The organism is Nocardia sp. BMG111209, assembly GCF_000381925.1.
Lineage (GTDB): Bacteria > Actinomycetota > Actinomycetes > Mycobacteriales > Mycobacteriaceae > Nocardia.
In genome coordinates this window covers 2,022,916-2,045,289 of the sequence record NZ_KB907307.1, presented here as the reverse complement: position 1 = coordinate 2,045,289, position 22,374 = coordinate 2,022,916, and the positions used below count along the sequence as shown (strand labels likewise).

The window sequence follows — 22,374 nt, the reverse complement described above, 5'->3', positions numbered from 1 at the left end:
CGGGCTCGGGAAGCGGACAGCCGGAGGTTGACGGTGGTTATCAGGGCTGGACGAAGGGTTTGAGGAAGGCGATCACCTCGTCGGGTGACGGTGGCGCGTAATAGGTTTGGACCTGCGAGTTGCTGTCGAAGAACACGAACATGGGGCAGGATTCGTCCGCGCTGGTCAATGTGGTGGTGCCGAGCACCTTTCCGGTGGTGGCCTCACGGACCGATACGCGGTATGTCGCGGAGTTCAGCTTCACGGTGTTCCCGGTCGGCTTGTCACCGTCCTTGTAGCCGTCGCAGGTCCGGATTTCGTCGGACGTATCGATCTGCACACAGGCGACCGTGTCGATCCGGGCGTAGGCGTCGCCGGCGGGGTCGAACTGCACCATCCAGTCGGCCGGCAGGGTCGACGTGTCTTCCACCAGGCTCGCCTTGTTGTCCGGTGACAGCATGACCACCTTGTGCGACCCCGTCGCCGAATACGGTGCGGCGCGCGACACGGTAGCGCCCTGGCACACGCCCTTGAAATCGCTGCTCGTCAACTTCAGCGGTGCTGCCGGCGTCGCCGTGGGTGCCGCGGCATCCCCGGGCGTGTTGTGCCCGCACCCCGCGACCGTCAGTATCGCAACCGGGACCAAAGCCCATACCCGCCATGCTCTTCTCGCGTTCGCCATCATCTCGACCATGCCTGAATATCGCGGGCGTGACCGCCGTTGTGATCCTCCGCCGGGTGGAATATTCATCTTCCTCGTCTCTGGTGACGGACTGCCGGCCGCGCCGGCCTGGGCGGAAACGTCGGGATCCTCGACCCCGACGCAGGGGCCCGGAGGACACCCCCGGTCCCGTGAAGGTGTCCTCCTCGATCCCGTCCCGCACTGCGGGACGGGACATTCGTGCTGGTCGTGACACCGCGCTCGTGCCGCCGTGTCAACCACCTCGCGCCGGACCGTCGTGCGGGTTCACCGCCGGCCGACCCTCGGATCCAGGTATGCACCGGGGTTACACACCCAGCACGCCACCGCCGGCCCGCACGTCCCTGCCACGTCGTCGGCTGGTGAAGGCCGGAAGCCTGTTCGAGGGTCGCCGCTATCCTGTAGTCGCGGCGAATCATGCTAGCTTGCAAAGTATTTCGTGATTCGAAGAGCAATTGTCAAGACCTGTGGATCATGATCACCTTTTGGGCGTTTACTCGGTTGTCTGGTCGGGGTGTTCGAGCTTGCCGTTGTCGAAGCTGTGTGCGCGGCGCCGCTGCGCACGTTTTCGACGACCGAATGTCGAAGACCGTCCGCTGGCTCCGTGGTACCGGCGAAGGAACCATCAACCGAAAGGAACTCTCGTCATGAGTACCTCGATCTCCGACCTCGATCGTCTCGTCGGTACCTGGCGGGTGTCCGGCGGCGCCGACGGCACCACGACGTACGCGTGGCTCGACGGCCGTGCCTTCTTGTCCCAGCGCGTGGACATGGACCGCGACGGGCACCACATCACCGGACTCGAAATCATCGGCCACGAACGGCCGTTCGACGGCGAGACGAGTGAGGCGGTCACGTCACGCTTCTACTCGAGCGACGGCGAAACGCTCGACTATGAGTACGAACTCGACGGCGACGTGCTGACGATCTGGGGTGGCCGCAAGGGCTCGCCGGCGTACTGCCGGACCACGTTCAGCGCCGACGGCAACACGCTGTCCGGCGCGTGGGTGTGGCCCGGTGGCGGTTACGAGGCGACGATGACGCGCGTCGGTGGATAGCGGGAGGATGGAGCCGTGAAGTACATCCTGCTGGCCTACACCAACACGGCGGACTGGGCGTCGGTCGACTACTCGAGTCCCGAGTTCGCCGCGATGTGCAAGTTCTACGAAGAGCTCGGTGCCGAGCTGACCGAGTCCGGCGAGCTGGTCACGACGATGGGGCTCGCCGATCCGTCGTTGACCTGGACCGTGCGGAAGACGGCTTCGGGTCCGGTCGCCAGCGACGGGCCGTACGCCGAGGTGAAGGAGGTCCTTGCGAGCTTCTCGGTCGTCGACGTCGACTCCCACGACCGCGCGATGGCAATCGCCGCACGGGTCGCCGACAACATCGGCGACACGATCGAGGTCCGGCCGCTTCCCGACGGACCGCCCGCAGACCTGTGATCGCCCGGGAGATCGAGGACCTGCTGCGCGACCTGGCGCCGCAGGTCCTCGGTGCGCTCGTCCGCCGGTACGGGCACTTCGACCTTGCCGAGGACGCGGTACAGGAGGCATTGGTTGCGGCGACGACACAGTGGCCCCCGTTGCCGGACGAACCACGCACCTGGCTGATCCGGGTGGCCTCGCGGAAATTGATCGACCTGCTGCGCAGCGAGCAGGCGCGCCGTGAGCGGGAGGAAGTGCCGGTTGCACCGTCCGGACCCGTTTCGGCACAGGATGATTCGTTGCTCCTGCTGTTCATGTGCTGCCATCCCGCGTTGCCGCGCACCGGTCAGATCGCGCTCACCCTGCGCGCGGTCGGCGGCCTCACGACGGGAGAGATCGCCCGCGCGCTGTTCGCGCCCGAAGCGACGATGGGGCAGCGGATCAGCCGGGCCAAGAAGACGATCAAGCAGTCCGGCGTGTCGTTCGCGATGCCGGCCGAGCACGCCGAACGCCTCGACGCCGTGCTGCAGGTGCTGTACCTGATCTTCAACGAGGGCTACACGAGCACCTCGGGGCCGGTGCTTGCGCGGGTCGAATTGTCGACCGAGGCCATCAGACTCGCCCGGATGCTGCACCGCAGCCTGCCCGGCGACGGCGAAGTTGCCGGCCTGCTCGCGCTGATGCTGCTGACCGACGCCCGCCGTGCCGCGCGGACCGGGCCGGGTGACATGCTGATTCCGATGGCCGAGCAGGACCGGACGTTGTGGGACCGCGCGCAGATCGCCGAAGGTGTTGCGCTGGTAACTGCCGCGATGTCACGAAACAAGCCCGGTCCCTATCAGATTCAGGCCGCGATCGCGGCAGTCCACGACGAGGCGCCGACACCGGACGCGACCGACTGGGAGCAGATCCTCGCGCTCTACACCTTGCTCGACCAGATGTCGGACAATCCGATGGTGACGCTGAATCGTGTTGTCGCCCTGGCGATGGCACGTGGCGTGGCCACCGGGCTCACGTTGCTCGAGCAACTGCGCACCGACCGGATCCTTGCCGAGCATCATCGTTTCGCCGCAGTCGAAGCGCATCTCGCGGAACTCGCAGGCGATCTGGAACTGGCTGCCGTGCAATACCGTTCGGCAGCACACAGGACACTGAGCGAACCCGAGCGGCGCTATCTCGTCACGAAGGCAGCGCGGCTCGAATCATGACCGAATGGATCTGTACCTCGACCCGAGCAGTTCTCAGCCGCGGTCGAGAGAGCGGCGCAGACACGAATTGCGTGACATGCCTGCTGGAGAATTTGTCAAATCCTGTGAATGGGTGAGTTTCAGGCGGCCTCCTGCTCGGACGAGTCGGCCGGTCGTTCTTTGAGTTTGCCTCTCTCGAAGGTGGCTCCGGCGCGGACAAGGGCGACCAGGTGTGGGGCGTTGACTGCGCGCCAGCGGGCCTGAGCGGACTCGATCAGCTTGAACACCATCGCGATGCCGGCGGCGCGCGAGCCCGGCCCCTTGGTGACCTTGCTCCTCAATCGCACTGTCGCGAACGTGGATTCGATCGGATTCGTCGTGCGTAGGTGTACCCAATGGTCGGCCGGGTAGTTGTAGAACTCCAGCAGCACATCGGCGTCGTCGACGACCTTCGCCACGGCTTCGGGGAACTTCGCGCCGTAGTCCCGCTCGAACGCCTTGATCGCCGTGCGGGCCATGTCGGCGTCCTCGGCGTTGTAGACCTCCTTCATCGCCGCGAGCGCGCCCGGATGCGCCGACTTCGGGAGCGCCGCAAGAACATTGCCCTGTTTGTGCCACCAGCAACGCTGCTCCTTCGTGGCGGGGAACACCTCGCGCAGCGCCTTCCAGAACCCCAGCGCGCCGTCGCCGACGGCCAGGACCGGGGCACGCATGCCACGGCGGCGGGCATCGCGCCGCAGATCCGCTCACGACTCACTCGACTCTCGGAACCCGTCGGTCAACGCGACGAGCTCCTTGCGGCCGCAGGTACGGCAGCGGCAACACCTGGCTCATCTGCGGCGACTTCCGTGCCCACGCCGGCAGGATCGCCGAGGAGAACCGCTTGCGCTCACCGGTTTCGGTGTCCGTCCGGTTGTCGTTCACCCGCGGCGCCCTCACCTCGACCGCGCCCGCGCTGGTCACCACGGTCCGCGGCTCGTGGTAACCGTTACGCACCACCAACCGGTGGCCGTTCTCGTCGACCTGGCCGGCGAACTGCTCGACATACGCCGCAACCTCGGCCTGCAACGACGCCGCCAGCATCTGCCGCGCACCATCACGCACGATCTCATCGAGCAGCGACCGAAACCCGGCCGCACCGCCGTCGGGCTCCTCGCCACCTTGGACTACCTCGAGCATCTGAACGTACCTTCCCACCCGGCGTTGGCGCGCCAGACTGATCAAAACCGTTGATTTCTAGATCATCCGGGAAGGTACTCCCTCCCCGGTCATCCACAGGTTTTGATCATGGCTCTGATTCCGAATGTGGTCGACTTCAACAAGATCTCGATGGACGAAGACCTCGAGCTCGCTGTTCTGGATCTCGATGCCGACACCTGTTAACGTCGGCCGATTTCGTCTCGATAGTTCCAATATATTGCTGGACAACAGAATTCGTTGCCATCGATTACGGCCCGGAATCCCGGGCCGACGCGGCGCTTCGCGTACACGACGGATTCGGATCGACGAAATACTTGGGGGAACCATGAAGGTCAAGCTGTCGATCGCGGCCGCGATCGCTGTCATCGCCGGCGCCGTCGCCGGATGCAACACGACAGAACAACCGGCTGCGGCGCCGGGTAGCACTGTGGTGACGAGCCGGGCTCCGTCGCCGGGCGGGATCGCCATCGTTAGCACTCCCGCGCCGTCGGCCGGTTCCGGGGCGGCCACCGCACAGGCGTCGCCGGTCACCGCGTCCTCGACCGAGAACGGCAGCGGCCACGGCCTGTGCCTGGACTTGAATTCGGCGCTCGCTCACTCCGCGGTCGTGAGTCTCGCACCGCAGCTGCCGGGTGATCAGTGGGTCGTGCAGGCTGCGAGCGACGATCCGATCGCGGCCGGCTGCTCCGGGGTGTTGTCGTGGCTGACGGTGAAAGGCCCGGGAATCCATCCCGTCACGCACATCCTGTTCTTCACCGGCGGAACCTATCTGGGCACCGCCACCGCGCAGCCGTACGCCTACACCACGGTTCTCGGGAAGACCCGCGACACCGTCTCGGTACAGTACAAATGGCCCGAACCACAGGACCCGTTGTGCTGCCCGACCGGAACGAGCACGGTGACATTCACGCTGAACGGCACCACCGTCACCGCGCAGGGACAGTTCCCGCCGAACTGATCCGCGCGGTCGATTTCGGGGTGGACACCGGGCACCACGGTCCCGGCGGCAACTCCACACAGTGCCGCTCGGTACCTGGAACAGGCTGTGCCGGAACGAATTTCGTTTGCTCTCACGATGAAGCGGATGGTGACGCGGACGCCAGTCTGCACCTGATCACTGAATTGCACAGGGGCGGTGCTTGTTTCGGCGGCCACGTTCCCCAGCAGTCCGCAGCGGATCGTCACCTGGCCGGGGCGGAGGTGACGTAGACGGGCCGAGGTATCGGGCGGACCTCATGACAAAACCGGCCCGCGGCGAGAAGACTCTGCTTCGGGTGACCGACGGAAAGCCGTGTGCGGAGGCCGGTTTCGATGCGCGCTACGGGCCCTGGCCGTCGGCCGGCGCCTCGGATGACGAGGTTGGCGTGGAAGCGAACTGTGTCGATGCGGGCTGTCGGCCGAAATCGGTGAGTTTCGCGCGGATTTCGTCGGCGTCGGCGTACCCGAAGCCTTGCCGGCCGGGTGGGGCGAGGTCGTCGATGTTGTCGAGAGCCTGCCGCCAGGCTTCGCGAGCGGCGGCGAGATCGCCCAGGGCGAAATGGCTTTCACCGAGGTGATCGAGAACTGTGGCTTCGTGATAGCGGTCGTCCAGTTCTCGATTGGCATCGAGCGACAGGTGGTAGTACACGATCGCTTGCCGATGGTCACCGAGGTGGTGGAGGGCGTAGCCGAGGGTGTCGAGGGTGCGTGACTCGCTTCGCCGGTTGCCGAGTTCCCGGTTGAGCGTGAGCGCCGACTCGGCACAGGACACGGCCTGCCGGTAGTCGCCGAGCAGGGCGTGAAACCAGCCGAGGCTGTTGAGAACCATGGCCTGGCCACGCGGGTCGTGGGTCGACCGGAAGAGCCGCAGCGATTCCTCGGCCGATCGCATTGCGTCCGCGTGCCTGTTCTGAAACTCGTACAGGGTCGAATATCCCCGATGGACGAAGGCCTCGCCGGTGCGGTCTCCGACGCTGTGGAAGAAGCCGAGGGCCTGGTCGAGATGGGTTTCGGCGACAGCGTAGTTGCCCAGATACGCGCCCACGCGCCCCAGGCCGATATGCGCTCGCGCGATCGCGGACGTCTCGGCGCTGTGCTGGGCCGCGGCCAAGGCGAGGTGTTGGGTGTCGGCCCAGTCACGCCAATGTCCACGGCTGCTGAAGAATTCGACCAGCATGTGGGGAAGCTGGGTGGTGTGCGCGTCCTGTCCCGACGTCGCGGCCAGCCGCAGGACTGCCAGGAGCACGGCGTGCTCGGCGTCGAACCAGGCCAGCGCGGCCGCCTCGTCGGCGATCGGCTCGGTGGTGATCGGGTCGGCGGGCGCCGATGGGGTTACCGGCGGCAGGCGAGGATGCATCGACATCTCGGCGGCGTATGCGGTGTGCAGGTAGTGGTCCAGCATGCGGCGCCGCGCTGCCTGCTGCTCGCTGGCGTCGTGGGTGTGGGCGAGTTCTGCGGCGTAGGCGCGTAGCAGGTCGTGGAAGCCGAATCGGCTCTCACCGCTTCGGGCGACCAGGTGGGTGCGGGTCAGTTCGTTGAGCAGTTGCCGTGCGTGCCGGAGGTCGATTCCGGCCAGGCTCGCGGCGGCGGGTGCGGAGATGTCGGGGCCGGGGTGTATTCCCAGCAGTCGGAACATCCGGGCTGCGGGTGGCGCGAGTTGTCGGTAGGACCAGGAGAAGACTGTGCGCGCGTCGGTGGCGGGGTTGCCCGTGTCCAGTGCGTCGAGCCGCGTGTGTTCGTCGCGCAGTTCCTGGGACAGTGCCGTCAGTGGGACTTCCGGATTCAACGCGGCCCGCGCCGCGACGATCGCCAGCGCCAACGGCAGCCGGGCGCACTGCTCGATCAGCACTGCGGCGACGTCGGGCTCCGCGGCGATCCGATCGCGGCCCAGGCGGCCGGCCAGCAGGGCGCCGGCGTCCTCGGTGGCCAGAACGTCGAGCGTGATCGGATGCGCGCCGTGGTGAACGATCAGGTCGGCCAACTGATTACGGCTGGTGACCACCACCCGGCACGACGCGGTACCGGGAAGCAGCGGTAGGACCTGGTCGCCGTCACGAGCGTTGTCCAGCACCAGCAACATGGTGCGCTCTGCCACCAGGCGCCGATACAGGGCGGCTTGCGCCTCGGCCTCGACAGGGATCCGATCCCGCGTCACCCCGAGTGCATCCAGGAATCCGCGGATCGCCTCGGCAGGAGCGACCGGCGGGCCGGCCGGGTCGAATCCGCGCAGGTTCACGTACAGCTGCCCGTGCACGAAACGGTCGGCGACCAGGTGCGCCCAATGCACCGCCAGAGTGGTCTTGCCGATCCCGGCGGTGCCGTCGATCGCCGAAATCACCACCGGCGCCGCCGTATCGGCGTCGTCCAGCAAGGCGGTGAGCCGTCGCAACTCTTCTCTGCGACCGACGAAATGTGGCGACCGCAACGGCAGTTGGTGCGGCACCGACACTTCGAAATCGTTCCGCGCCACCGCGACTGGGTCCGTATGCACTGCCGCGCCGGATTCGCCGGTCGAGGCGACCACTTCGGGCAGGGATAGCCGACGTGTCCGCGATGCTGCCACACCGCCGCCGCAACGGCGAGCAGGGTCAGTCCGACGACGATGGGCCACAACCAGATCGAGGGATCGGCCGCGGTCGCGTAGTTGACCGCGACCGCGAGGCCGGTCGTGCACACGGCGGTCGCCAGGATCGGGGCCGTGACCATCGGCAGATCACGCCGAGCCATCACACCTCCAGCGCGGACGTCCGAGTGCTGCGGCACCACGAAATCGGCCATCGACCTGCGGATCACCGTTCGCGCCATTGTATCCGGGCGAGGGGGCGGCCGGAGCCATCCCGCAATCGGCATTACAGTGCGGCGCCTACGGTCGAGATGAGCTCGGCTCGTTGATCTTTCGGAGCTCGATGTACCCGGGCTCGGCGTCAGCTTGCGGCCGCCAGCACCCTCCACTTCTTTCTGGCACGCGCGCGGGCCTGCGGAGCCGCGTATTCGATTCGCCGGCGCGCTTCGTGAGCGCTGATCCGCAGCAGGTCGGTCAGCAGTTCCACGGTGTCCCGATAGCCGGTGTCCGAGGCGAGGCCACGGCGCTCGGCTTCGGCGACGGCCGCGCGCATGGCGGCGTCCAGTCGCCTCCGGCGGCGTTCGGTTTCGACGAGGGTGCGCAGCAGGTCGACATCGGCCAGTTCCGGCCATTCTGGGCTTCGAGTATCCGGCGCCAGCGCGGTCGAATGTATGTTCACCCGCGGCAGCCTACCGCACTCGTAGAACATATGTTCGACAACTCGGCGACCCGAGTCGGCGGCGCTGTCGGTGCGCTGCCGCGGGCCCGGCCGGCGCGGCGCATGCGCAGGAAACTGGCGGGTGGGTGCGTTCGACCGGCCATCGGTCACGCGCACATCGGCATGAGTGGATGTCGTGCGGTGCAACGGGATTCGCGCGATCGGCGGTATGCGCGGATATTCCTGGAGCCCTGTGGACGAGCGTGTCACCTCCTGGCCGTCGCCCGGTCGCGCGCACAATGGACCGATGTCCGCTCTGTCTCCGCTCCGTCACACTGCTGGCTATGCCCGGTATTTCCTCGGCAAGAGCGCTCGTGACCGTGAGGATGCGCAGGCATTGCGCGAACTCGAGGCCCGGCCCCTGGCGCTGCCGGCGGGTATGGAACTCGAGTGGCTGGGCACCGCCGGATATCGGATGACATACGAGGGCCGGACCTTGCTGGTCGATCCGTTCCTGAGTCGGGTTCCGCTGTCGACGGTCGTGCGGCGCCGTGCCGCGCTTCCCGATCCCGCGTCGATCGACCGCTTCCTGCCCGATCCGGGTGAGGTAGCGGGAATCGTTGTGGGACACGGTCATTGGGATCACGCCTTGGATGCGCCGGAGCTCGCACGCCGGTTCGGCTGCGCGGTCTACGGCTCGCAATCGGTACGCAACCTCATGGATCTGCACGGGCTCGGCGATCGGGGCGTGGTGGTGGAACCGTACCGCCGCTACGAACTCGGACCGTTCACGGTGACGTTCGTGCCGAGCACGCATTCGAAGATCCCCTTCGGCACCCGGATCCCATCGCCGGGCGACACCAGTTGCGAATCGCTGGCCGCGCTGTCGCCGATGGCCTACGGCTGCGGGCAGACCTGGGGCATCCACATCGCGGTGGCCGGTATCGAGATCTACCACCAGGGCAGTGCCGACCTCGTCGACGAGGCGATCCGGCACCGCGACGTCGACATCTTTCTCGCCGGGGTCGCGGGGCGATCCGTGACACCGGACTACTGGCACCGGATCCTGACCAGATTGCGTCCCGCCACCGTCGTGCCGATGCACTACGACAATTTTCTCCGTCCGTTGGACGCACCGATGGGATTCACGGTCGATATCGCACTGGCCTCGGTACCCGACGAGATCGGTGCCGTGAGTCGCACGATCGATGTGGTGGCGCTGCCTGTGATCGGCCCTCGCGAACCGGGCAGCACAACTCGGCGTGCCTGAGCAGCTTCATCGGCAGTACGATGCCCTGAATACGTTGTCGGCCAATCGAATCTGTGGCCGGGAGGGACATCGCGAATCGCGTGGCCGGCCCGCCCGTTTCGTCAAATGCTGGCGACGGCGGTGATCGCGCGCGGGGTGATCTCGATGAGCCTTCTGCCGAGGCTCGCGGTGCGTTCGACCGTTCCCGGCGTGACGGAGCCGCCGATGTACTTGGCCCGGATGCGCTGGGTCCAGATCTCGTCCGGATCGACCGAGACGGTGGCGTCGCCGATCAGCCGGACCTGCTTGTTCGGCCGCTCACCGTCGGCGCGCAGTTCGGCCTCGATGTCGATCACGAACCCCACCTTGGGATTTCGCATGATCCTGGCCAGATGTGGACGGCTCGGATAGCTGGTCAGGTAGATGCGCTCGTCGTATGCCAGGAACCAGATCGGGGTGACATGGGGATAGCCCTGAGCGTCGATCGTGGACAGGTGCGCGACGACATCCAGGCTCAGTATTTCCCTGATCTCGTGATCTTCGAGAGGGCGCATGGTGTCCTGACGTTACTCCAGCCGGCACTTCGGACGTGTGACCGCGATGGCCGACCTAGGCGGGACCCGTTGCTGGACAACAGATCAGCGTAAGGCATATGGATCTACAGTCATCGCCCGGTTCGGTCGGACGGCGAGTTATCGGTCGCTCTGGTGGGGTGGGTTCGGTCCTGGGGGCTCGTCGCCGGCCTCTAGAGAAGCGAGTCGCTTTCGTGCTTTCGCCGTCAACGGGTGGTAGCGCCCAAGGATTCGTTCCCCATCGGTGAGGGTTTGCTCGAGCAGGGGGATCGCGTGTGTGCGGTCTCCGGCTTCGTGATAAGCGGCGGCGAGGTTGCTGCGAGTGGTGAGCGCGCCGAGGTGATCGGGTCCGAGGACACGTTCCACGTCGGCGAGGGTCCGCTGGAACAGGAGGATCGCTTTCGCGATATCCCCTGTCGACATGTACGCGATGGCGAGACTGTTGCGGGATTTGAGGGTGTCGGGGTGATCGGGCCCGAACACTCGCTCCCAGTTGTTGAGAGTCGTTTCGTGCAGGGAGATCGCTTTTGTCGAGTCTCCGGCGTCTTGGTAGGCGTCGGCGAGGGCGTTGCGTGAGAAGAGGGTGTCGGGATGGTCGGGTCCCAGTACCCGTTCCCGGTCGGCGAGGGACTGCTCGTGCAGGGGGACTGCCTTCGACGGGTCTCCGGCATGCTGGTACCCGATCGCAAGGTTGTTGCGGGATGCGAGGGTCCTGGGATGGTCCGGTCCCAAAACTCGTTCCCTGTCGGCCAGGGTCTGTTCCAGCAACGGGAGTGCATGTTGCCAGTCCTCGGCGTCGTGGTAAGCGGTGGCGAGGTTGTTGCGGGAAGTGAGGGTGTCGGGGTCGTCGGGTCCCAGTACCCGTTCCCGGTCGGCGAGGGTCTGTTCGTGGAGTTGGATCGCCTTCGAGAAGTCTCCGGCGTGCTGGTAGGCGAGGGCGAGGTTGCCTCGAGATTTGAGGGTGTCGGGATGGTCCGGTCCCAGCACCCGTTCCAACTGGGCCAGCGTCTGTTCGTGCAGTGAGATCGGTTTCTCGATGTCCTCAATGGTCTGGTAGGCGGTGGCGAGGTTGTTGCGCGAGATGAGGGTGTCGGGGTGGTCGGGTCCCAGTACCCGTTCTCGGTCGGTGAGGGTCTGTTCGTGCAGTGAGATCGCCTTCGCGGAGTCCCCGGCTTCCTGGTGGGCGAGGCCGAGGTTGTTGCGGGAGGTGAGGGTGTCGGGATGATCGGATCCGAGCGCTCGTTCCCGTGCGGTCAGGGCGCGCTCGGCCAGAATGGTCGCTCTCACCGGCATGCCCTGATTGCGGAGAAAGCCTGCGATGTTATCGAGGACGGTCGCGGTGATTTCGGTATCGGTGTCCGGACGGGCATGTCCGGCAAGGGCTTCCGCGTGGGGTATCAAGCTTCGCCACGTCGGCCATGTTCCAGGATCGCCGTAGTCGTCCGGTAGCGCGTCGGCCAGGACGGTTGTGGCGCGGGCACGTGCATGCGAGATCGTGCCCGGACTGCGGTGCGGGTCGCTGGTGTCGGGCGTACGGGCAACCGCCTGTACCAGCCGGTGCATCGAGATCGCAGCGGTGATCGGATCCACGGTGATATCATGCTGTAAGCGGCCAGGACCCCGACCGCAGCGTCGACTGTCGGTGGATCCTCCGGTTCCGACCCGTCCACGAGTACCGCGGGGATGGCGTCAGGGGCGTACCAGGCCAAAGACAGCAGTAGGTCGACTGCAAAGGGTTCCACCTGGGCGATCCGGTCGAAAGTCACTCTCCAGACCCGGGCCAGTGTCCGTTCCGGTGCCGTGCCGACGGCCATGCGGGCGTACATCGCCGCTGGATAATCGCTCAGCAGTCGAAGGTATGCGCGGGGTGTAGTGGCAGGGCTCTGGGCCAGGTACGAGGCGCTCTGCTCTATTGCCAGCGGCAGAAATCCCAGCGCGGCACACAACTCGGCGGCGCCGTCGAGGTTGCGCGGCCGGGTTGCGGTGATCGTACTGGTCAGAAGGGTTACTGCGTCGGCCGGGTCCAGGACGTCGAGGGCGACCACGGTGGTGCCCGGTTGCCAGCCGGACGACAGCCGGCTGGTGATCAGGATCCGTCCGGTACGAGCACGAGCCAGTACCTCGGCGATATCGGCGGGGTCATTGACGTTGTCGAGTACGACCAGCCATCCACTGTGGGTGGACAGCCACTGCAGGCCGCGCTCGGCCAACTGCTCCACCGATAACGCCACCGCCAGTATCGGTTGCAGCGCGGCAGCGAGATCGGCCAACCCCTGCCGTACCTCGACAGCACTGGCAGCGGTGATCCATCGGATCGGGGCGTGCCTGTCTCCACGGGTGGCGGCCCACTCTGCGGCCAGGGTGCTTTTGCCGATCCCGCCCAGCCCGTGCACCGCCTGCACCACCATCCGACCATCGGCATCGGTAAACACAGAGTCGAGTCGTTCGAATTCGCGGTTCCTGCCGACGAACCGGCCCGGGCGCAGCGGTAAATTGTCCAACCCGGGTGGGGCATCGACCTGGGCAATCGGGACCAGTACCTGCGACGTCAGGAAGATCGCATTTCCGCCGGCTTGGACGACATAGTTGCTGTCACCGGTTACCTGTGCAGATTGATACATCGGCACCGCGGATCCGCTGGCGTCAGGAGTGTCTGCGGAGGTCATGGCGTTGGGCGGATATCGCGACCGGCTCGGGTGACGGTATGACCTTCACCGGTTACCTCGGCGTCCTGGGTCGTATGGCCCTTGTCGGCCGGACGCTGCTGTGCTGGTGCAGGCCCGGGCGGAGATTGCCTGGGGTGCAGCCACAATGAGGTTGGGAAGCCGGTCGTTGTCGACGCGGCGGTCGCCGGGTCCACCACTGCCGACAACTTGGTAGCCATGATCGTCGTTACCGCGATGGGTGCCGCCATTCGCACAGCCTCTCTCGAATCCACTACATACCCTCCCAATACGCCGAGAAGAGCCGCCGCCCAATCCTTCTCCGCGTCGACACGGCCTTCCAACGGTAACGGTCCAGTTGGGCCGGTCGCCTGTCGCCGAACCTGACAGCCGACGGACGTCTGGGTGGCAATCCCTTTGCTCGGCACTGATTTCTGTTCACACGGCGGTACGGCCGCCGTCGACGGGGAGGATGATGCCGTGGACGAAGTCGGCGTGTTCGTCGGCGAGATAGGCGATGGCTTGGGCTATTTCGGTCGGCTCGGCGATGCGGCGGGCCGGGGCCCGTGCGGCGAGGGCTTCCAGGCGATCGATGCCGTATTGGGCGGTTGTGCCCTCGGTGCGGGTCGGTCCGGGGGCGACGGCGTTCACTCGCACTCCGTGGGGGCCGTATTCCGCAGCCCACGATTTGGTGAGCAGTTCCAGTGCGGCCTTGCTGGACGCGTACACCGCGGATCCGGCAGTGCCGAACGAGGCCACCATGGTGCTCACGTTGACGATCACGCCTCGTCCGCGCTCGGCCATTCCGGGTGCGATGGCGCCGACCAGGAAGAACGGTACCTTGACGTTGATCGCGTAGCAGGCGTCGAAGTCCGCCTCGGCGATGGCGGCGGTTGCCCCGAATACGGCGATTGCGGCGTTGTTGATCAGGATGTCGATCGGGCCCGCGAGTTCGTGTGTGGCGTCTGCCAGTGTGCGCGCGTCGTCGGCGGTGGTCAGGGCCGCGGCCAGGAAATCCGCGGTGCCACCGATCGCGCGGATCTCGTCGACCACCTGTTCACCGCGGGTGGTGTCGCGGCCGGTGACAACGACATGCGCCCCGCGCTCGGCCAGCAGGGTCGCTGTGGCGCGACCGATTCCGCTGGTCGCTCCGGTCACCAGGGCGACCTTTCCGCTCATCGACACCGGTACATTGTAAGGCGTTGTCCTTCAACAATTTCGGTGATCATGACCGACCGGTGGGGCCGGGTGTGTTGTCCTCGGCGAGCAGGTCTCGGGCCAGCAGGGTGGCGCCGGCGACTGCGCCCGGCATGAGGAATACCGCGACGACCGGGACGAGGAATGCGGCGGCCAGTGGGGCGCCGAAACCCCATACCAGGGTCTTGCGGGAACGTAAGAGGGTCAGTCGATCCCGGAGCGCGATCGAGCGTCGTTGCAGTGCGATCGCGGTCAGTTCTTCGGTGAGGAAGAATCCGGTCACCATGATCGCGGCTACCGGTATCACGGTCTGTCCCACCACCGGTAGGAAGCCGAGGGCGAACAGCAGGATGCCCCACAGTGCGGTCCGCAGCAGGATTCGCAGGCTGTCCCGGGCCGATATCCAGAGTTGGCGCCACAGTGGCAGATCGGATTCGGGGGCGGTGCCGTCCGGCGAGACGGAGCGGTCGACGCGTTGCGACAGCACCTCGTAGAAGGGCTGGCCGATCAGCAATGTCACCGCGGCGAAGGCCGGGACGGCCAGGAGCAGCAACAGGGCGAACATCAGTACGGTGAGGAAGCCCCGGACCAGGCCCTGCCACGGGCTGGACCAGTTGTCGGCGAATGTCGTCAGGGCCGTGGACAGGTCGTAGCCCCACGTGATGAGAGCGACCAGTGCGAACAGGTACAGAACCAGGGTGAGGAGGCCGGGTAGCAGTCCGAAACCGTAGTCGCGTGTATGCCGGGCCATCCATCGCTGACCGTTCAACAGGTGGGTGAAGCCTGTCCCGAAATCTCGCACGGCGCACACCCTACCTGTGTGCTTCGGCCCTATGGTGGTCTGCGAGAACGAGGGTCGGCGCGGGCCGCCTCACCGCTGTCGAGAGGAAGACATACCGTGCAACGGAATTCGCTCCAGCAACGCCGGTCGGCATTCCGTCGGCTGCACGAGAGCGGGTGTTTCGTGATCCCCAACCCGTGGGACGTCGGGTCCGCGGTTGCGTTGGCGAGCCTCGGTTTTCCGGCGCTCGCCTCGACGAGTGCGGGGGTGGGCTTCTCCCGTGGTCTCCCGGACCACCCACAGGCGTTGAGTCTGCGGCCGGTGCTGGATCATCTGGCGGAACTGGCTGCGGCGACGGATCTTCCGGTCAACGCGGACTTCCAGGCGGGGTATGCGGCCGATCCGGCGGCGCTGGCGGCCAATGTCGCGGCCTGTGTCGATACCGGTGTCGCGGGCCTGTCGATCGAGGACGCCACGGGTGACCCGGGGGCTCCGCTGTACGACATCGCCGAAGCGGCCGGCCGGATACGGGCCGCGCGAGCGGGGATCGACTCGCGGCACGCGGAGGTGCTGCTGACCGCGCGGGCCGAGTGTTTCCTCGTCGGTCATCCGGATCCTCTGCGCGAGTCGATCATTCGGCTGCAGGCGTATGCCGAGGCCGGGGCCGATGTGCTCTACGCGCCGGGTATTCGTACCGAGGCGGATATCCGGGCGGTCGTCGAAGCGGTGGCACCGAGGCCGGTCAACGTTCTGGTCTCCCGGGACATCGGGCTGAAGGTCGCGGACCTGGCCGGCCTCGGTGTGCGACGCGTGAGCCTCGGGTCCGCGCTGGCGAGGGCCGCGTGGGGCGCGTTCCTGCGCGCGGCCGAGGAGATCGCACACGAGGGCACCTTCACCGAACTCGACCAAGCGGCGCCCTTCACCCGGCTCGACCAGATGTTCGGCGGCACAACATAACTCGTGGCCGGTGGTTGATCCGCGGGAAGGCATCGAGCCGTGCGGAGACACGCCGGTGGGTATTGTGTCCGGTTCGAGAGGTCAAACCGGTGTGGTTGCGCCGGGGGAGCGGGCATCATGGGGACGGCCTGTTGATCTTGTGGCGTGAGCCCGGTGTGGTCGCGCGACAGGCTCGGTGATCGTGGTTATCGGTATGTGAGATGCATGGGCACAGCGACGCGGATCCCCTTCTCCGAAAGGAATCTCTCATGGGTAACACGCTGCACGTGGGCGAGGAGCTCGGTCTCGGTCGGTCCCTGACCGACGACACGTTCGCACTGACCCTGCGCGACGATGGTGACCTGGTGATCTCCGACGGCGATTTCGTCGTCGGGGGGACGGGCACCGGCGGTCGGGGAGTCGTCCGGGGCGTACTCCGTAAGGACGGCAACTTCGTGCTGGTCGACGAGAACGACGAGGTGAAGTGGTCCACGGGTACCGACAACGCCGTGAAGGTGGTCGTGGAGAACGGCGTTGTGGTGCTGTCGGACAAGAAGGGCAACACGGTGTGGTGCACGCAGCGGTACACCGGCAGGAGGATCGCGGATTCGGCGCGGGACGGGGGGAACATCACCACGCTCCGTCCAGGCGATGAGCTCGGTCTCGGTCATCGCCTGAGCACCGGCCAGTGCCACGTGACCTTGCAGGACGACGGCAATCTGGTGTTGTCGCATGTCAGGGGCGTGATCTGGCAGACCGGTACCGGTGGGCGGGGAGTCGTGCGGGCCACGTTCCAGAAGGACGGCAACTTCGTGCTCTACGACCAGTACAACCGGGCGACCTGGGCCACGAAGACCAACGGCGCATCAGCCGACCGGCTGGTCGTGCAGAACGACGGCAACTTCGTGCTCTACGAGAAGAACGGCAATCCGATCTGGTCCAGTAAGCAGCACGCGGCGCTCAACTCCAGCATGCTGGAGACCGCCTCCCGCATGATGTGAGCGCGGGCGCGTCCGAGGTCGGGTCCAGCCGGCCTCGGACCGCGCTTCGCAGCGTCGATGTTGCACGAGCCACGCGGCTCGCTGCGGTGATGAAAAGGTTTGGGCCGCAACGGTTGCGGGATATCAGGGCAGGGTTACGCAGCTGCTGCCGAGGTTCAGTCCGGTGCCGACGTTCACCTTGACCGATGCGCCCTCGCGGTATTGGTTGTGTCCGGCTCCGAGGTAGTGCTCGCCGGTGGCGTTCGGGGTCCAGCTGACCGTGAACTTGCCGGGTTTGCCGGGTACGGCGCTGACCGGTCCGAACACGCCGGTGGCGGCATGGTCCCACGAGCCGTTGCGGTACACCTGATCCTCGACCCAGACGACCTGGTCGCCGGGGTCTCCGGTGATGGTGACGGGGTAGGTGCAACCCGTGCCGTAGGAGTTGGCGCCCAGGCTCAGGCCCGGGGTCGGGGTGATCGCGGTGATGTAGGCCGAGGCGGCCGGCGCGGTGACGACCACCGCTGCCGCAGTGGCCGTGAGGACAGTGAGGACCGCTCGGGTACCGGGCATCATGCGTCGATCCTTTCGGAACAATTGCGGACGCCGATCGAACGGGTTTCGGTGGAGCCGACGCCTCGTAATCGTCACGCTAGCACGCGATTTGCTCTCGATGGTCGGCTTCGATGAGAACCACTTCGGTGCGGGCCGTGCGCGTGGGAGACTCGGTATGGCTGCGGCTTCCACTCCTCCCACCGGATATCGTTCGGTGACACCACGTATGGTGGTCGATGATCACGCTGGCGCAGTTGCGTTCCTGCGGACGGTGTTCGGGGCTGTCGGCGAGGTCGAGCCGAATCGGCCGACCGAGGTCCGCATCGGGGACTCTCTGGTCATGGTGTCGGAATCCGGTGAGCGCGAAGTGTTTCCGGCCTTTCTGTATATCTATGTCGATGATGTCGCCGCGACGTATCAGCGGGCGTTGAGTGCGGGTGCTTCCAGTCTGGAGGCGCCGGTCGACACACCCTACGGTGACCTTCGGGCCATGGTCCGCGACCCGTTCGGCAACGTCCACCAGATCGCGTATCGGTACCCGACCACGGCGTGAGGCGATGACTGCTCGCCTCATACCGCCGTGGTCCGGGTCACCCCAGGGCGAGCATCGCGGTGGCGACCCGGTCGGTTGCGTTGGGGCGCAGGGCCGTACCCATGTCGTCGAGGACCAGCAGTCGCGCGCCGGCGATTTCGGCGGCGAGGGCCTCGCCGTTGCCTACCGGGAAGAACGGGTCGGTGCGACCGTGCACCACGAGGGTGGGCAGGTCGAGTTCGCCGAGCCGGTCCCGCCAGCGCGGGCCGCAATCGATGCGGGAGAAGACCGTTCCGAGCTGGTTCGCCCGGTGCACGGCGGGATCGTCCGACGGCGTCCGGTCCCAGATCCGGGTCGCCGTCTCCCGCGCCTGCTCCGGGTCGTTGCCCATCGGCGCGGCTCCCGCGGCGGCGAACGCCGCGACGGCATCGCGGTCGGTCCAGTCCGGTAGCGGGCCGGCGAACAGCGCGCCCAGGACCGCGTGGTCGTGGTCCGGCAGGTCCTCGTCGATCGGGCCCGGTGCCACCGGCCTCGTGCTCACGAGGGTCAGGGCCGAGAACGCGTCCGGGTGGTCCAGCGCGGCGACCTGGGCGACCATTCCGCCGACGCCGATTCCACCGAGATGAGCGGTCCCGGCACCGAGCGCCTCGGCCAGCGCTACCGCATCGCGGGCGAGATCACGCAGGTCGTAGGCCGGATTCGCCGGGTCGACGCTGGTCGACGCGCCGCAGTCGCGCAGGTCGTAGCGGACCACGCGCCGCCCGCCCGACGCCAGCCGCTCACACAGCGCGTCGGGCCAGGACAGCATCGTCGTGCCGCCGGCCAGCAGGATCAGCGGATCGTGCTCGCGGCCGAAGCTCTCGATACCGAGATCCACGCCGTTCGCCCGCACCGAGGTCGTGCCCGATCGAATCGAACCTGTCATGTCTGGACTCCTGTCTGTCGATGTACCCGGAGTATCGACGGCTGGGTCACCCGGAAGTCATCGGTGGGTCACCAATATCGGAACTGCTTTCCGTCGGTGTCGGCGATGAAGACGACCGCGTCGGCGCCGGACAGGTCGGCGAGGGTGAGTGGAATGTGGCCGCGCACAACGGGTTCGGTCGGTTCCAGGGACCGGGGCAGGGCTGCGCGCAGGGCCGGTGCCGGGAACAGGGCGCGGCGGGTGGTCGCCTGGGCGAGCAGGTGGTGGAGGGTGCCGGGTGCGCTCGCCGGTGCGGCGTCGGCGGCCAGGAACATGTAGCGCTCGCCGAGTGCCGCGGCGACGAGAGTGCCTGCGCTGCAACGGTTCATGTCGGCTCCCGATCTTGCGCGCTGGAGATGGGCGTTGTGGGCGAACACCAGGGTCGGTCCGCGGTGCTGCTCCTGTGCGACTATCGCGAGGAGGTTGTCGGCCATCATTTCCGATCGCACGGCCATCAGGTCGGCGATGCGGTCGGGGGCGGGACGGGCCATCGTCGCGTGGTAGCGCAGCAGGCCCACGGCGGTGCGGGCGTGGGTGACGGCGCGGTCGTAGCCGATCGGGTCGGCGGCGCGCAGGGGCCGCGCCGCGCGGCGCAGTGCCCCGGCCAGGTCGTCGGCGATCAGGCGCAGGGCCCGGGCGCGGTCGGAGTCGCCGATGGAGGCCGCCGGGTCGTACATCGCCGCCTCGTTCGACCAGTCCGCGTCGGCGCCGGACAGGGTGTCGAGGTCGGAGGCCGAGTCGGGGCGCAGGGCCTCGGGCAGGTGGTCGGCGGCGGCGCGGAGGTACCGCCGGGGGCTCGGGGCGGCGGCGTATTCGGTCGGTGCGTCGAAGCCGTGGAAGTGGATGCGGTCCTGGGGTGACCGGTCGTTGTTGTATGCGCGAAGCCATTGCAGCAGTTCACGATTGCCGGGTATCGCGCCGAATCCGTGGCTGAATCCGGTCGCCGGTGCGGTGTCGAGGTTCGTGACCCCGGTGACGTGATCGTCGACGAGGGTCGCGGCGACGATATCGGTCTCCAGTGCGATGGACCGGTAACCCCGTTCGGCGAGGTGCACGAGAAAGTCGTTGCGCAGCAACGGGAATGCCTCGATCCCGTGCGTCGGCTCACCGAGGGCGAGTACGGTCGGCGGTTCGGTGCGGGCTTCGAGCAGATCGTCGACGGCACGGGCCAACTCGGCCGGATCGTCGAGTCCGCGCGCTATCTCGTGCAGTGGTACGGCAGTGGTCAATGGACACCTCTTTCGGAACTGGCTACCCCCTCGACGGTATCGTTGAAGAATCGAGTGAAACTTGCACCGATCGCGCCTGCATTTTCCGATGGAACCCTCAAACGGAGGTACAAGCTGCGCCCGATCGACCTCGCCCGCGAGCACGGACTGTCCGCACAGGCGATCCGCAATTACGACGACGCGGGCCTCCTGCCGCCGGCCGAGCGCAGCGCGACCGGCTACCGCCGTTACACGCCGCTGCACGCGCAGGCGCTGCGTGCCTTCCTGGCGTTGCGCGCAGGTCACGGGTACCGGCAGGCGGTCGAGATCATGCATGCGACCAACCGTGGCGATCTGGAATGCGCCTATCGGCTCGTCGACGCCGCGCACGTCGCGCTGCTCGCCGAGCGAGGCACCCGCGCCGAGGTCGCCACGGCGCTCGGCACGCTGGCCGGCACGGCGCCGCCGGTGGTCGACGGTCCGCCGCTGACCGTGGGCGAGCTGGCCCGGCGGCTCGGGATGCACGCGGCCACGTTGCGCGCCTGGGAAACTCAGGGCATCCTGCACCCGGGACGGGACCGGGCGACCGGGTATCGCGAATACGGGCCCGACTGTATCCGCGATGCCGAGATCGCGCGGCAGTTGCGTCAGGGCGGCTACCAATTGTCGCAGGTGGCACAGTTTCTCGACTCGCTGCGCACGGCGGGCGGCGCGGACGCGCTGGCGATCTTTCTCGCCTCCTGGCAGGAGCGGCTGACCACCCGCAGCCGCAACCTGCTCGCCGGGGCGGCCCAGCTCGACACCTATCTCACGATGCTCGATCGGGTGCGCTGACGCCGCGCGGGCGGCTCAGTGCGGGGTGTCGGCGGGCAGGCCGAGCACGTGCTGCGCGAGGTGGTTGAGGGCGAATTCGTTGCTGACCGGGCCGGAACGGGACAGGCGAGCATCGAGGAAGACGTCCAGCCAGCCCGCCCGCTCGTCCCAGGCGTCGGCGCCGAACACCTGGAGGGCGCGGTCGGCGGCGTCGAAGGCGAGGTCCGCGGCGAGTACCTTGGCCGCGTTGCTGTCACCGGCGATGACCTGCGGGTCGGCGCCGGCGTCGATGCGGGCGGCGGTGCGGTGGACCAGCAACCGGGTCGCGGCCAGCCGGGCGTGCAGGGCGGCGAGGGGATGCGCGACGGCCTGATGGACGCCGATCGGCCGGTCGGCGGCGATGACGCGGTGGCGGGCGCGGTCGACGGCCCGGGTGAGGCTGTAGGCGGCGGTGCCCGCGCACAATGCGGCGGTGAGGGTGCGTTCGATGTGGGTGAACGGCCACATCACGGCCGTCCCGCGGCCCTCCGCACCCACGAGCGCGTCGGCGGGTACGACGACATCGGCCAGGTCGAGCCGGAATTGGCGCACGCCCTCGCGAAAACCCATGGGTATCTCCGTGATCGACGCACCCGCGGTGCGCGGATCCAGCAGCACGCAGGTGTGGCCGGCGCCCGTGCCGGCGCGACCGAACACCAGCACGCGATCGACCACATCGAGTGCGGAGGTGATCTGCTTGACCCCGGTGATCGTGAAATGGTCACCGGCACGGCGGATCTCGGTGCGCACGCCGAAAAGGTTGTGGCCGCTGTGCGGTTCGGTGGCGGCCATGCCGAGATGCGCCGTGCCGTCGGCGATCCGCGGCAGCCACACGTCCCGGAGTTCGCGGGGACCGGTCTGTGCGAGGGCATGGGCGACGGCGGTGGACAGCACCGGCAGCCACAACACGATGCCCTCGGCCGCGAACGCCTCGAGTACCAGGGCCAGGCCGAGCAGGCTGCCCTCGGCGCCGGGCAGTGCGAGGCGGGTCCAGCCGTTGTCGCGGAACGCATTCCACAGTTCGGGATGTATCTCGGCATGGTCGAGCAGGTGCCGGCGCACCTCCGCCGCGCGGTCCGCGAATGTCGCGGCGACCTGTTGTGCCCGGGTCTGTAGCCGGGTGAGATCGGCTGGTAGCTCGAAGTATTCGGTCCGGATCGGCGATGCGACGGTCATCGGGCTGCTCCCTGTTGTCC

21 protein-coding genes and 1 pseudogene are annotated in these 22,374 nt (G+C 67.2%); 9 read left to right on the top strand and 13 right to left on the bottom strand.

Annotation, left to right across the window (positions count from 1 at the left end; translation table 11 throughout):
* Window positions 1-40: 40 nt before the first annotated feature.
* The gene (locus tag G361_RS49275) at window positions 41-664 is read right to left on the bottom strand and encodes a hypothetical protein (RefSeq protein WP_155981381.1); all 624 of its coding nucleotides are present in this window, start codon (window positions 662-664) and stop codon (window positions 41-43) included.
* 662 nt (window positions 665-1,326) lie between these two features.
* Here G361_RS49275 and G361_RS0109310 point away from each other — a divergent pair.
* From G361_RS0109310 to G361_RS0109300, 3 genes are read left to right on the top strand one after another with little or no spacing between them, the layout of a single operon-like run.
* Window positions 1,327-1,737 (top strand): hypothetical protein, encoded by a 411-nt coding sequence (locus G361_RS0109310; protein WP_019926800.1) that lies wholly within the window; start codon window positions 1,327-1,329, stop codon window positions 1,735-1,737.
* A gap of 15 nt (window positions 1,738-1,752) precedes the next feature.
* The gene (locus G361_RS0109305) at window positions 1,753-2,121 is read left to right on the top strand and encodes a YciI family protein (RefSeq protein ID WP_019926799.1); all 369 of its coding nucleotides are present in this window, start codon (window positions 1,753-1,755) and stop codon (window positions 2,119-2,121) included.
* The gene (locus G361_RS0109300; RefSeq protein WP_019926798.1) at window positions 2,118-3,311 is read left to right on the top strand and encodes an RNA polymerase sigma factor; all 1,194 of its coding nucleotides are present in this window, start codon (window positions 2,118-2,120) and stop codon (window positions 3,309-3,311) included. Before G361_RS0109305 ends, G361_RS0109300 begins: the two co-directional genes overlap by 4 nt.
* Before the next feature lie 119 nt (window positions 3,312-3,430).
* Here G361_RS0109300 and G361_RS42995 read toward each other — a convergent pair.
* A pseudogene (locus G361_RS42995) lies at window positions 3,431-4,469 on the bottom strand (transposase).
* Between the two features lie 346 nt (window positions 4,470-4,815).
* Here G361_RS42995 and G361_RS48165 point away from each other — a divergent pair.
* On the top strand, window positions 4,816-5,448 hold the full coding sequence (locus tag G361_RS48165; protein ID WP_019926796.1) for an LppP/LprE family lipoprotein: 633 nt from the start codon (window positions 4,816-4,818) through the stop codon (window positions 5,446-5,448).
* A gap of 360 nt (window positions 5,449-5,808) precedes the next feature.
* On the opposite strand, the gene G361_RS42985 is transcribed toward G361_RS48165, so the two are convergent.
* Together G361_RS42985 and G361_RS0109275 are read right to left on the bottom strand one after the other, a co-directional pair.
* A complete protein-coding gene (locus G361_RS42985) occupies window positions 5,809-7,917 on the bottom strand; it encodes a tetratricopeptide repeat protein (RefSeq protein ID WP_196814450.1) in 2,109 nt (702 codons plus the stop codon).
* Between the two features lie 475 nt (window positions 7,918-8,392).
* Window positions 8,393-8,710 (bottom strand): DUF222 domain-containing protein, encoded by a 318-nt coding sequence (locus tag G361_RS0109275; protein WP_231386824.1) that lies wholly within the window; start codon window positions 8,708-8,710, stop codon window positions 8,393-8,395.
* A 286-nt stretch (window positions 8,711-8,996) separates the two neighbouring features.
* Between G361_RS0109275 and G361_RS0109270 the strand changes: the two genes are divergently transcribed.
* A complete protein-coding gene (locus tag G361_RS0109270; protein ID WP_155981380.1) occupies window positions 8,997-9,959 on the top strand; it encodes an MBL fold metallo-hydrolase in 963 nt (320 codons plus the stop codon).
* A 101-nt stretch (window positions 9,960-10,060) separates the two neighbouring features.
* Here the strand turns inward: G361_RS0109270 and G361_RS0109265 are convergent, their stop codons facing one another.
* The 5 genes from G361_RS0109265 to G361_RS42975 all read right to left on the bottom strand — a co-directional run bounded on the left by G361_RS0109265 (window position 10,061) and on the right by G361_RS42975 (window position 15,172).
* Window positions 10,061-10,492, bottom strand: coding sequence for a pyridoxamine 5'-phosphate oxidase family protein (locus tag G361_RS0109265; RefSeq protein ID WP_019926792.1), 432 nt, complete (start codon window positions 10,490-10,492; stop codon window positions 10,061-10,063).
* Window positions 10,493-10,630: 138 nt separating this feature from the next.
* A complete protein-coding gene (locus tag G361_RS46805; RefSeq protein ID WP_255359832.1) occupies window positions 10,631-11,911 on the bottom strand; it encodes a tetratricopeptide repeat protein in 1,281 nt (426 codons plus the stop codon).
* Window positions 11,908-13,176, bottom strand: a complete 1,269-nt coding sequence (locus tag G361_RS50815) for an ATP-binding protein (protein WP_155981379.1) — start codon at window positions 13,174-13,176, stop codon at window positions 11,908-11,910. Before G361_RS50815 ends, G361_RS46805 begins: the two co-directional genes overlap by 4 nt.
* Before the next feature lie 435 nt (window positions 13,177-13,611).
* Window positions 13,612-14,352, bottom strand: coding sequence for an SDR family NAD(P)-dependent oxidoreductase (locus G361_RS0109255; protein ID WP_081635492.1), 741 nt, complete (start codon window positions 14,350-14,352; stop codon window positions 13,612-13,614).
* Between the two features lie 46 nt (window positions 14,353-14,398).
* Window positions 14,399-15,172, bottom strand: a complete 774-nt coding sequence (locus tag G361_RS42975; RefSeq protein ID WP_036494092.1) for an EI24 domain-containing protein — start codon at window positions 15,170-15,172, stop codon at window positions 14,399-14,401.
* 96 nt (window positions 15,173-15,268) lie between these two features.
* On the opposite strand from G361_RS42975, the gene G361_RS0109245 reads away from it, so the two are divergent.
* Both G361_RS0109245 and G361_RS46795 read left to right on the top strand, forming a co-directional pair.
* Complete coding sequence (locus tag G361_RS0109245; RefSeq protein ID WP_026342846.1) at window positions 15,269-16,108, top strand: isocitrate lyase/phosphoenolpyruvate mutase family protein; 840 nt, start codon at window positions 15,269-15,271, stop codon at window positions 16,106-16,108.
* 248 nt (window positions 16,109-16,356) lie between these two features.
* Entirely contained in the window at window positions 16,357-17,088 is a 732-nt protein-coding gene (locus G361_RS46795) for a hypothetical protein (RefSeq protein ID WP_019926786.1), read from the top strand.
* A 123-nt stretch (window positions 17,089-17,211) separates the two neighbouring features.
* Here G361_RS46795 and G361_RS0109235 read toward each other — a convergent pair whose 3' ends face one another.
* Window positions 17,212-17,643 (bottom strand): hypothetical protein, encoded by a 432-nt coding sequence (locus G361_RS0109235; RefSeq protein WP_019926785.1) that lies wholly within the window; start codon window positions 17,641-17,643, stop codon window positions 17,212-17,214.
* A gap of 154 nt (window positions 17,644-17,797) precedes the next feature.
* Here G361_RS0109235 and G361_RS0109230 point away from each other — a divergent pair, with 154 nt between their 5' ends.
* The gene (locus tag G361_RS0109230; RefSeq protein WP_231386822.1) at window positions 17,798-18,175 is read left to right on the top strand and encodes a VOC family protein; all 378 of its coding nucleotides are present in this window, start codon (window positions 17,798-17,800) and stop codon (window positions 18,173-18,175) included.
* A gap of 37 nt (window positions 18,176-18,212) precedes the next feature.
* On the opposite strand, the gene G361_RS0109225 is transcribed toward G361_RS0109230, so the two are convergent.
* Both G361_RS0109225 and G361_RS0109220 read right to left on the bottom strand, forming a co-directional pair.
* Complete coding sequence (locus G361_RS0109225) at window positions 18,213-19,079, bottom strand: alpha/beta fold hydrolase (RefSeq protein WP_019926783.1); 867 nt, start codon at window positions 19,077-19,079, stop codon at window positions 18,213-18,215.
* A 68-nt stretch (window positions 19,080-19,147) separates the two neighbouring features.
* Entirely contained in the window at window positions 19,148-20,347 is a 1,200-nt protein-coding gene (locus G361_RS0109220) for an erythromycin esterase family protein (RefSeq protein ID WP_019926782.1), read from the bottom strand.
* Between the two features lie 114 nt (window positions 20,348-20,461).
* On the opposite strand from G361_RS0109220, the gene G361_RS0109215 reads away from it, so the two are divergent.
* On the top strand, window positions 20,462-21,160 hold the full coding sequence (locus G361_RS0109215) for a MerR family transcriptional regulator (protein ID WP_026342845.1): 699 nt from the start codon (window positions 20,462-20,464) through the stop codon (window positions 21,158-21,160).
* A gap of 15 nt (window positions 21,161-21,175) precedes the next feature.
* Here G361_RS0109215 and G361_RS0109210 read toward each other — a convergent pair whose 3' ends face one another.
* Window positions 21,176-22,354, bottom strand: a complete 1,179-nt coding sequence (locus G361_RS0109210; RefSeq protein ID WP_019926780.1) for an acyl-CoA dehydrogenase family protein — start codon at window positions 22,352-22,354, stop codon at window positions 21,176-21,178.
* Between the last annotated feature and the right edge of the window lie 20 nt (window positions 22,355-22,374).

What these genes read in the sequence shown, in the direction of transcription:
- G361_RS49275 (WP_155981381.1), bottom strand. Translation starts at nt 664, where the DNA reads ATGATGGCGAACGCGAGAAGAGCATGGCGGGTATGGGCTTTGGTCCCG.
- G361_RS0109310 (WP_019926800.1), top strand. Translation starts at nt 1,327, where the DNA reads ATGAGTACCTCGATCTCCGACCTCGATCGTCTCGTCGGTACCTGGCGG.
- G361_RS48165 (WP_019926796.1), top strand. Translation starts at nt 4,816, where the DNA reads ATGAAGGTCAAGCTGTCGATCGCGGCCGCGATCGCTGTCATCGCCGGC.
- G361_RS0109270 (WP_155981380.1), top strand. Translation starts at nt 8,997, where the DNA reads ATGTCCGCTCTGTCTCCGCTCCGTCACACTGCTGGCTATGCCCGGTAT.
- G361_RS0109265 (WP_019926792.1), bottom strand. Translation starts at nt 10,492, where the DNA reads ATGCGCCCTCTCGAAGATCACGAGATCAGGGAAATACTGAGCCTGGAT.
- G361_RS50815 (WP_155981379.1), bottom strand. Translation starts at nt 13,176, where the DNA reads ATGACCTCCGCAGACACTCCTGACGCCAGCGGATCCGCGGTGCCGATG.
- G361_RS0109255 (WP_081635492.1), bottom strand. Translation starts at nt 14,352, where the DNA reads ATGAGCGGAAAGGTCGCCCTGGTGACCGGAGCGACCAGCGGAATCGGT.
- G361_RS46795 (WP_019926786.1), top strand. Translation starts at nt 16,357, where the DNA reads ATGGGTAACACGCTGCACGTGGGCGAGGAGCTCGGTCTCGGTCGGTCC.
- G361_RS0109235 (WP_019926785.1), bottom strand. Translation starts at nt 17,643, where the DNA reads ATGATGCCCGGTACCCGAGCGGTCCTCACTGTCCTCACGGCCACTGCG.
- G361_RS0109230 (WP_231386822.1), top strand. Translation starts at nt 17,798, where the DNA reads ATGGCTGCGGCTTCCACTCCTCCCACCGGATATCGTTCGGTGACACCA.
- G361_RS0109225 (WP_019926783.1), bottom strand. Translation starts at nt 19,079, where the DNA reads ATGACAGGTTCGATTCGATCGGGCACGACCTCGGTGCGGGCGAACGGC.
- G361_RS0109210 (WP_019926780.1), bottom strand. Translation starts at nt 22,354, where the DNA reads ATGACCGTCGCATCGCCGATCCGGACCGAATACTTCGAGCTACCAGCC.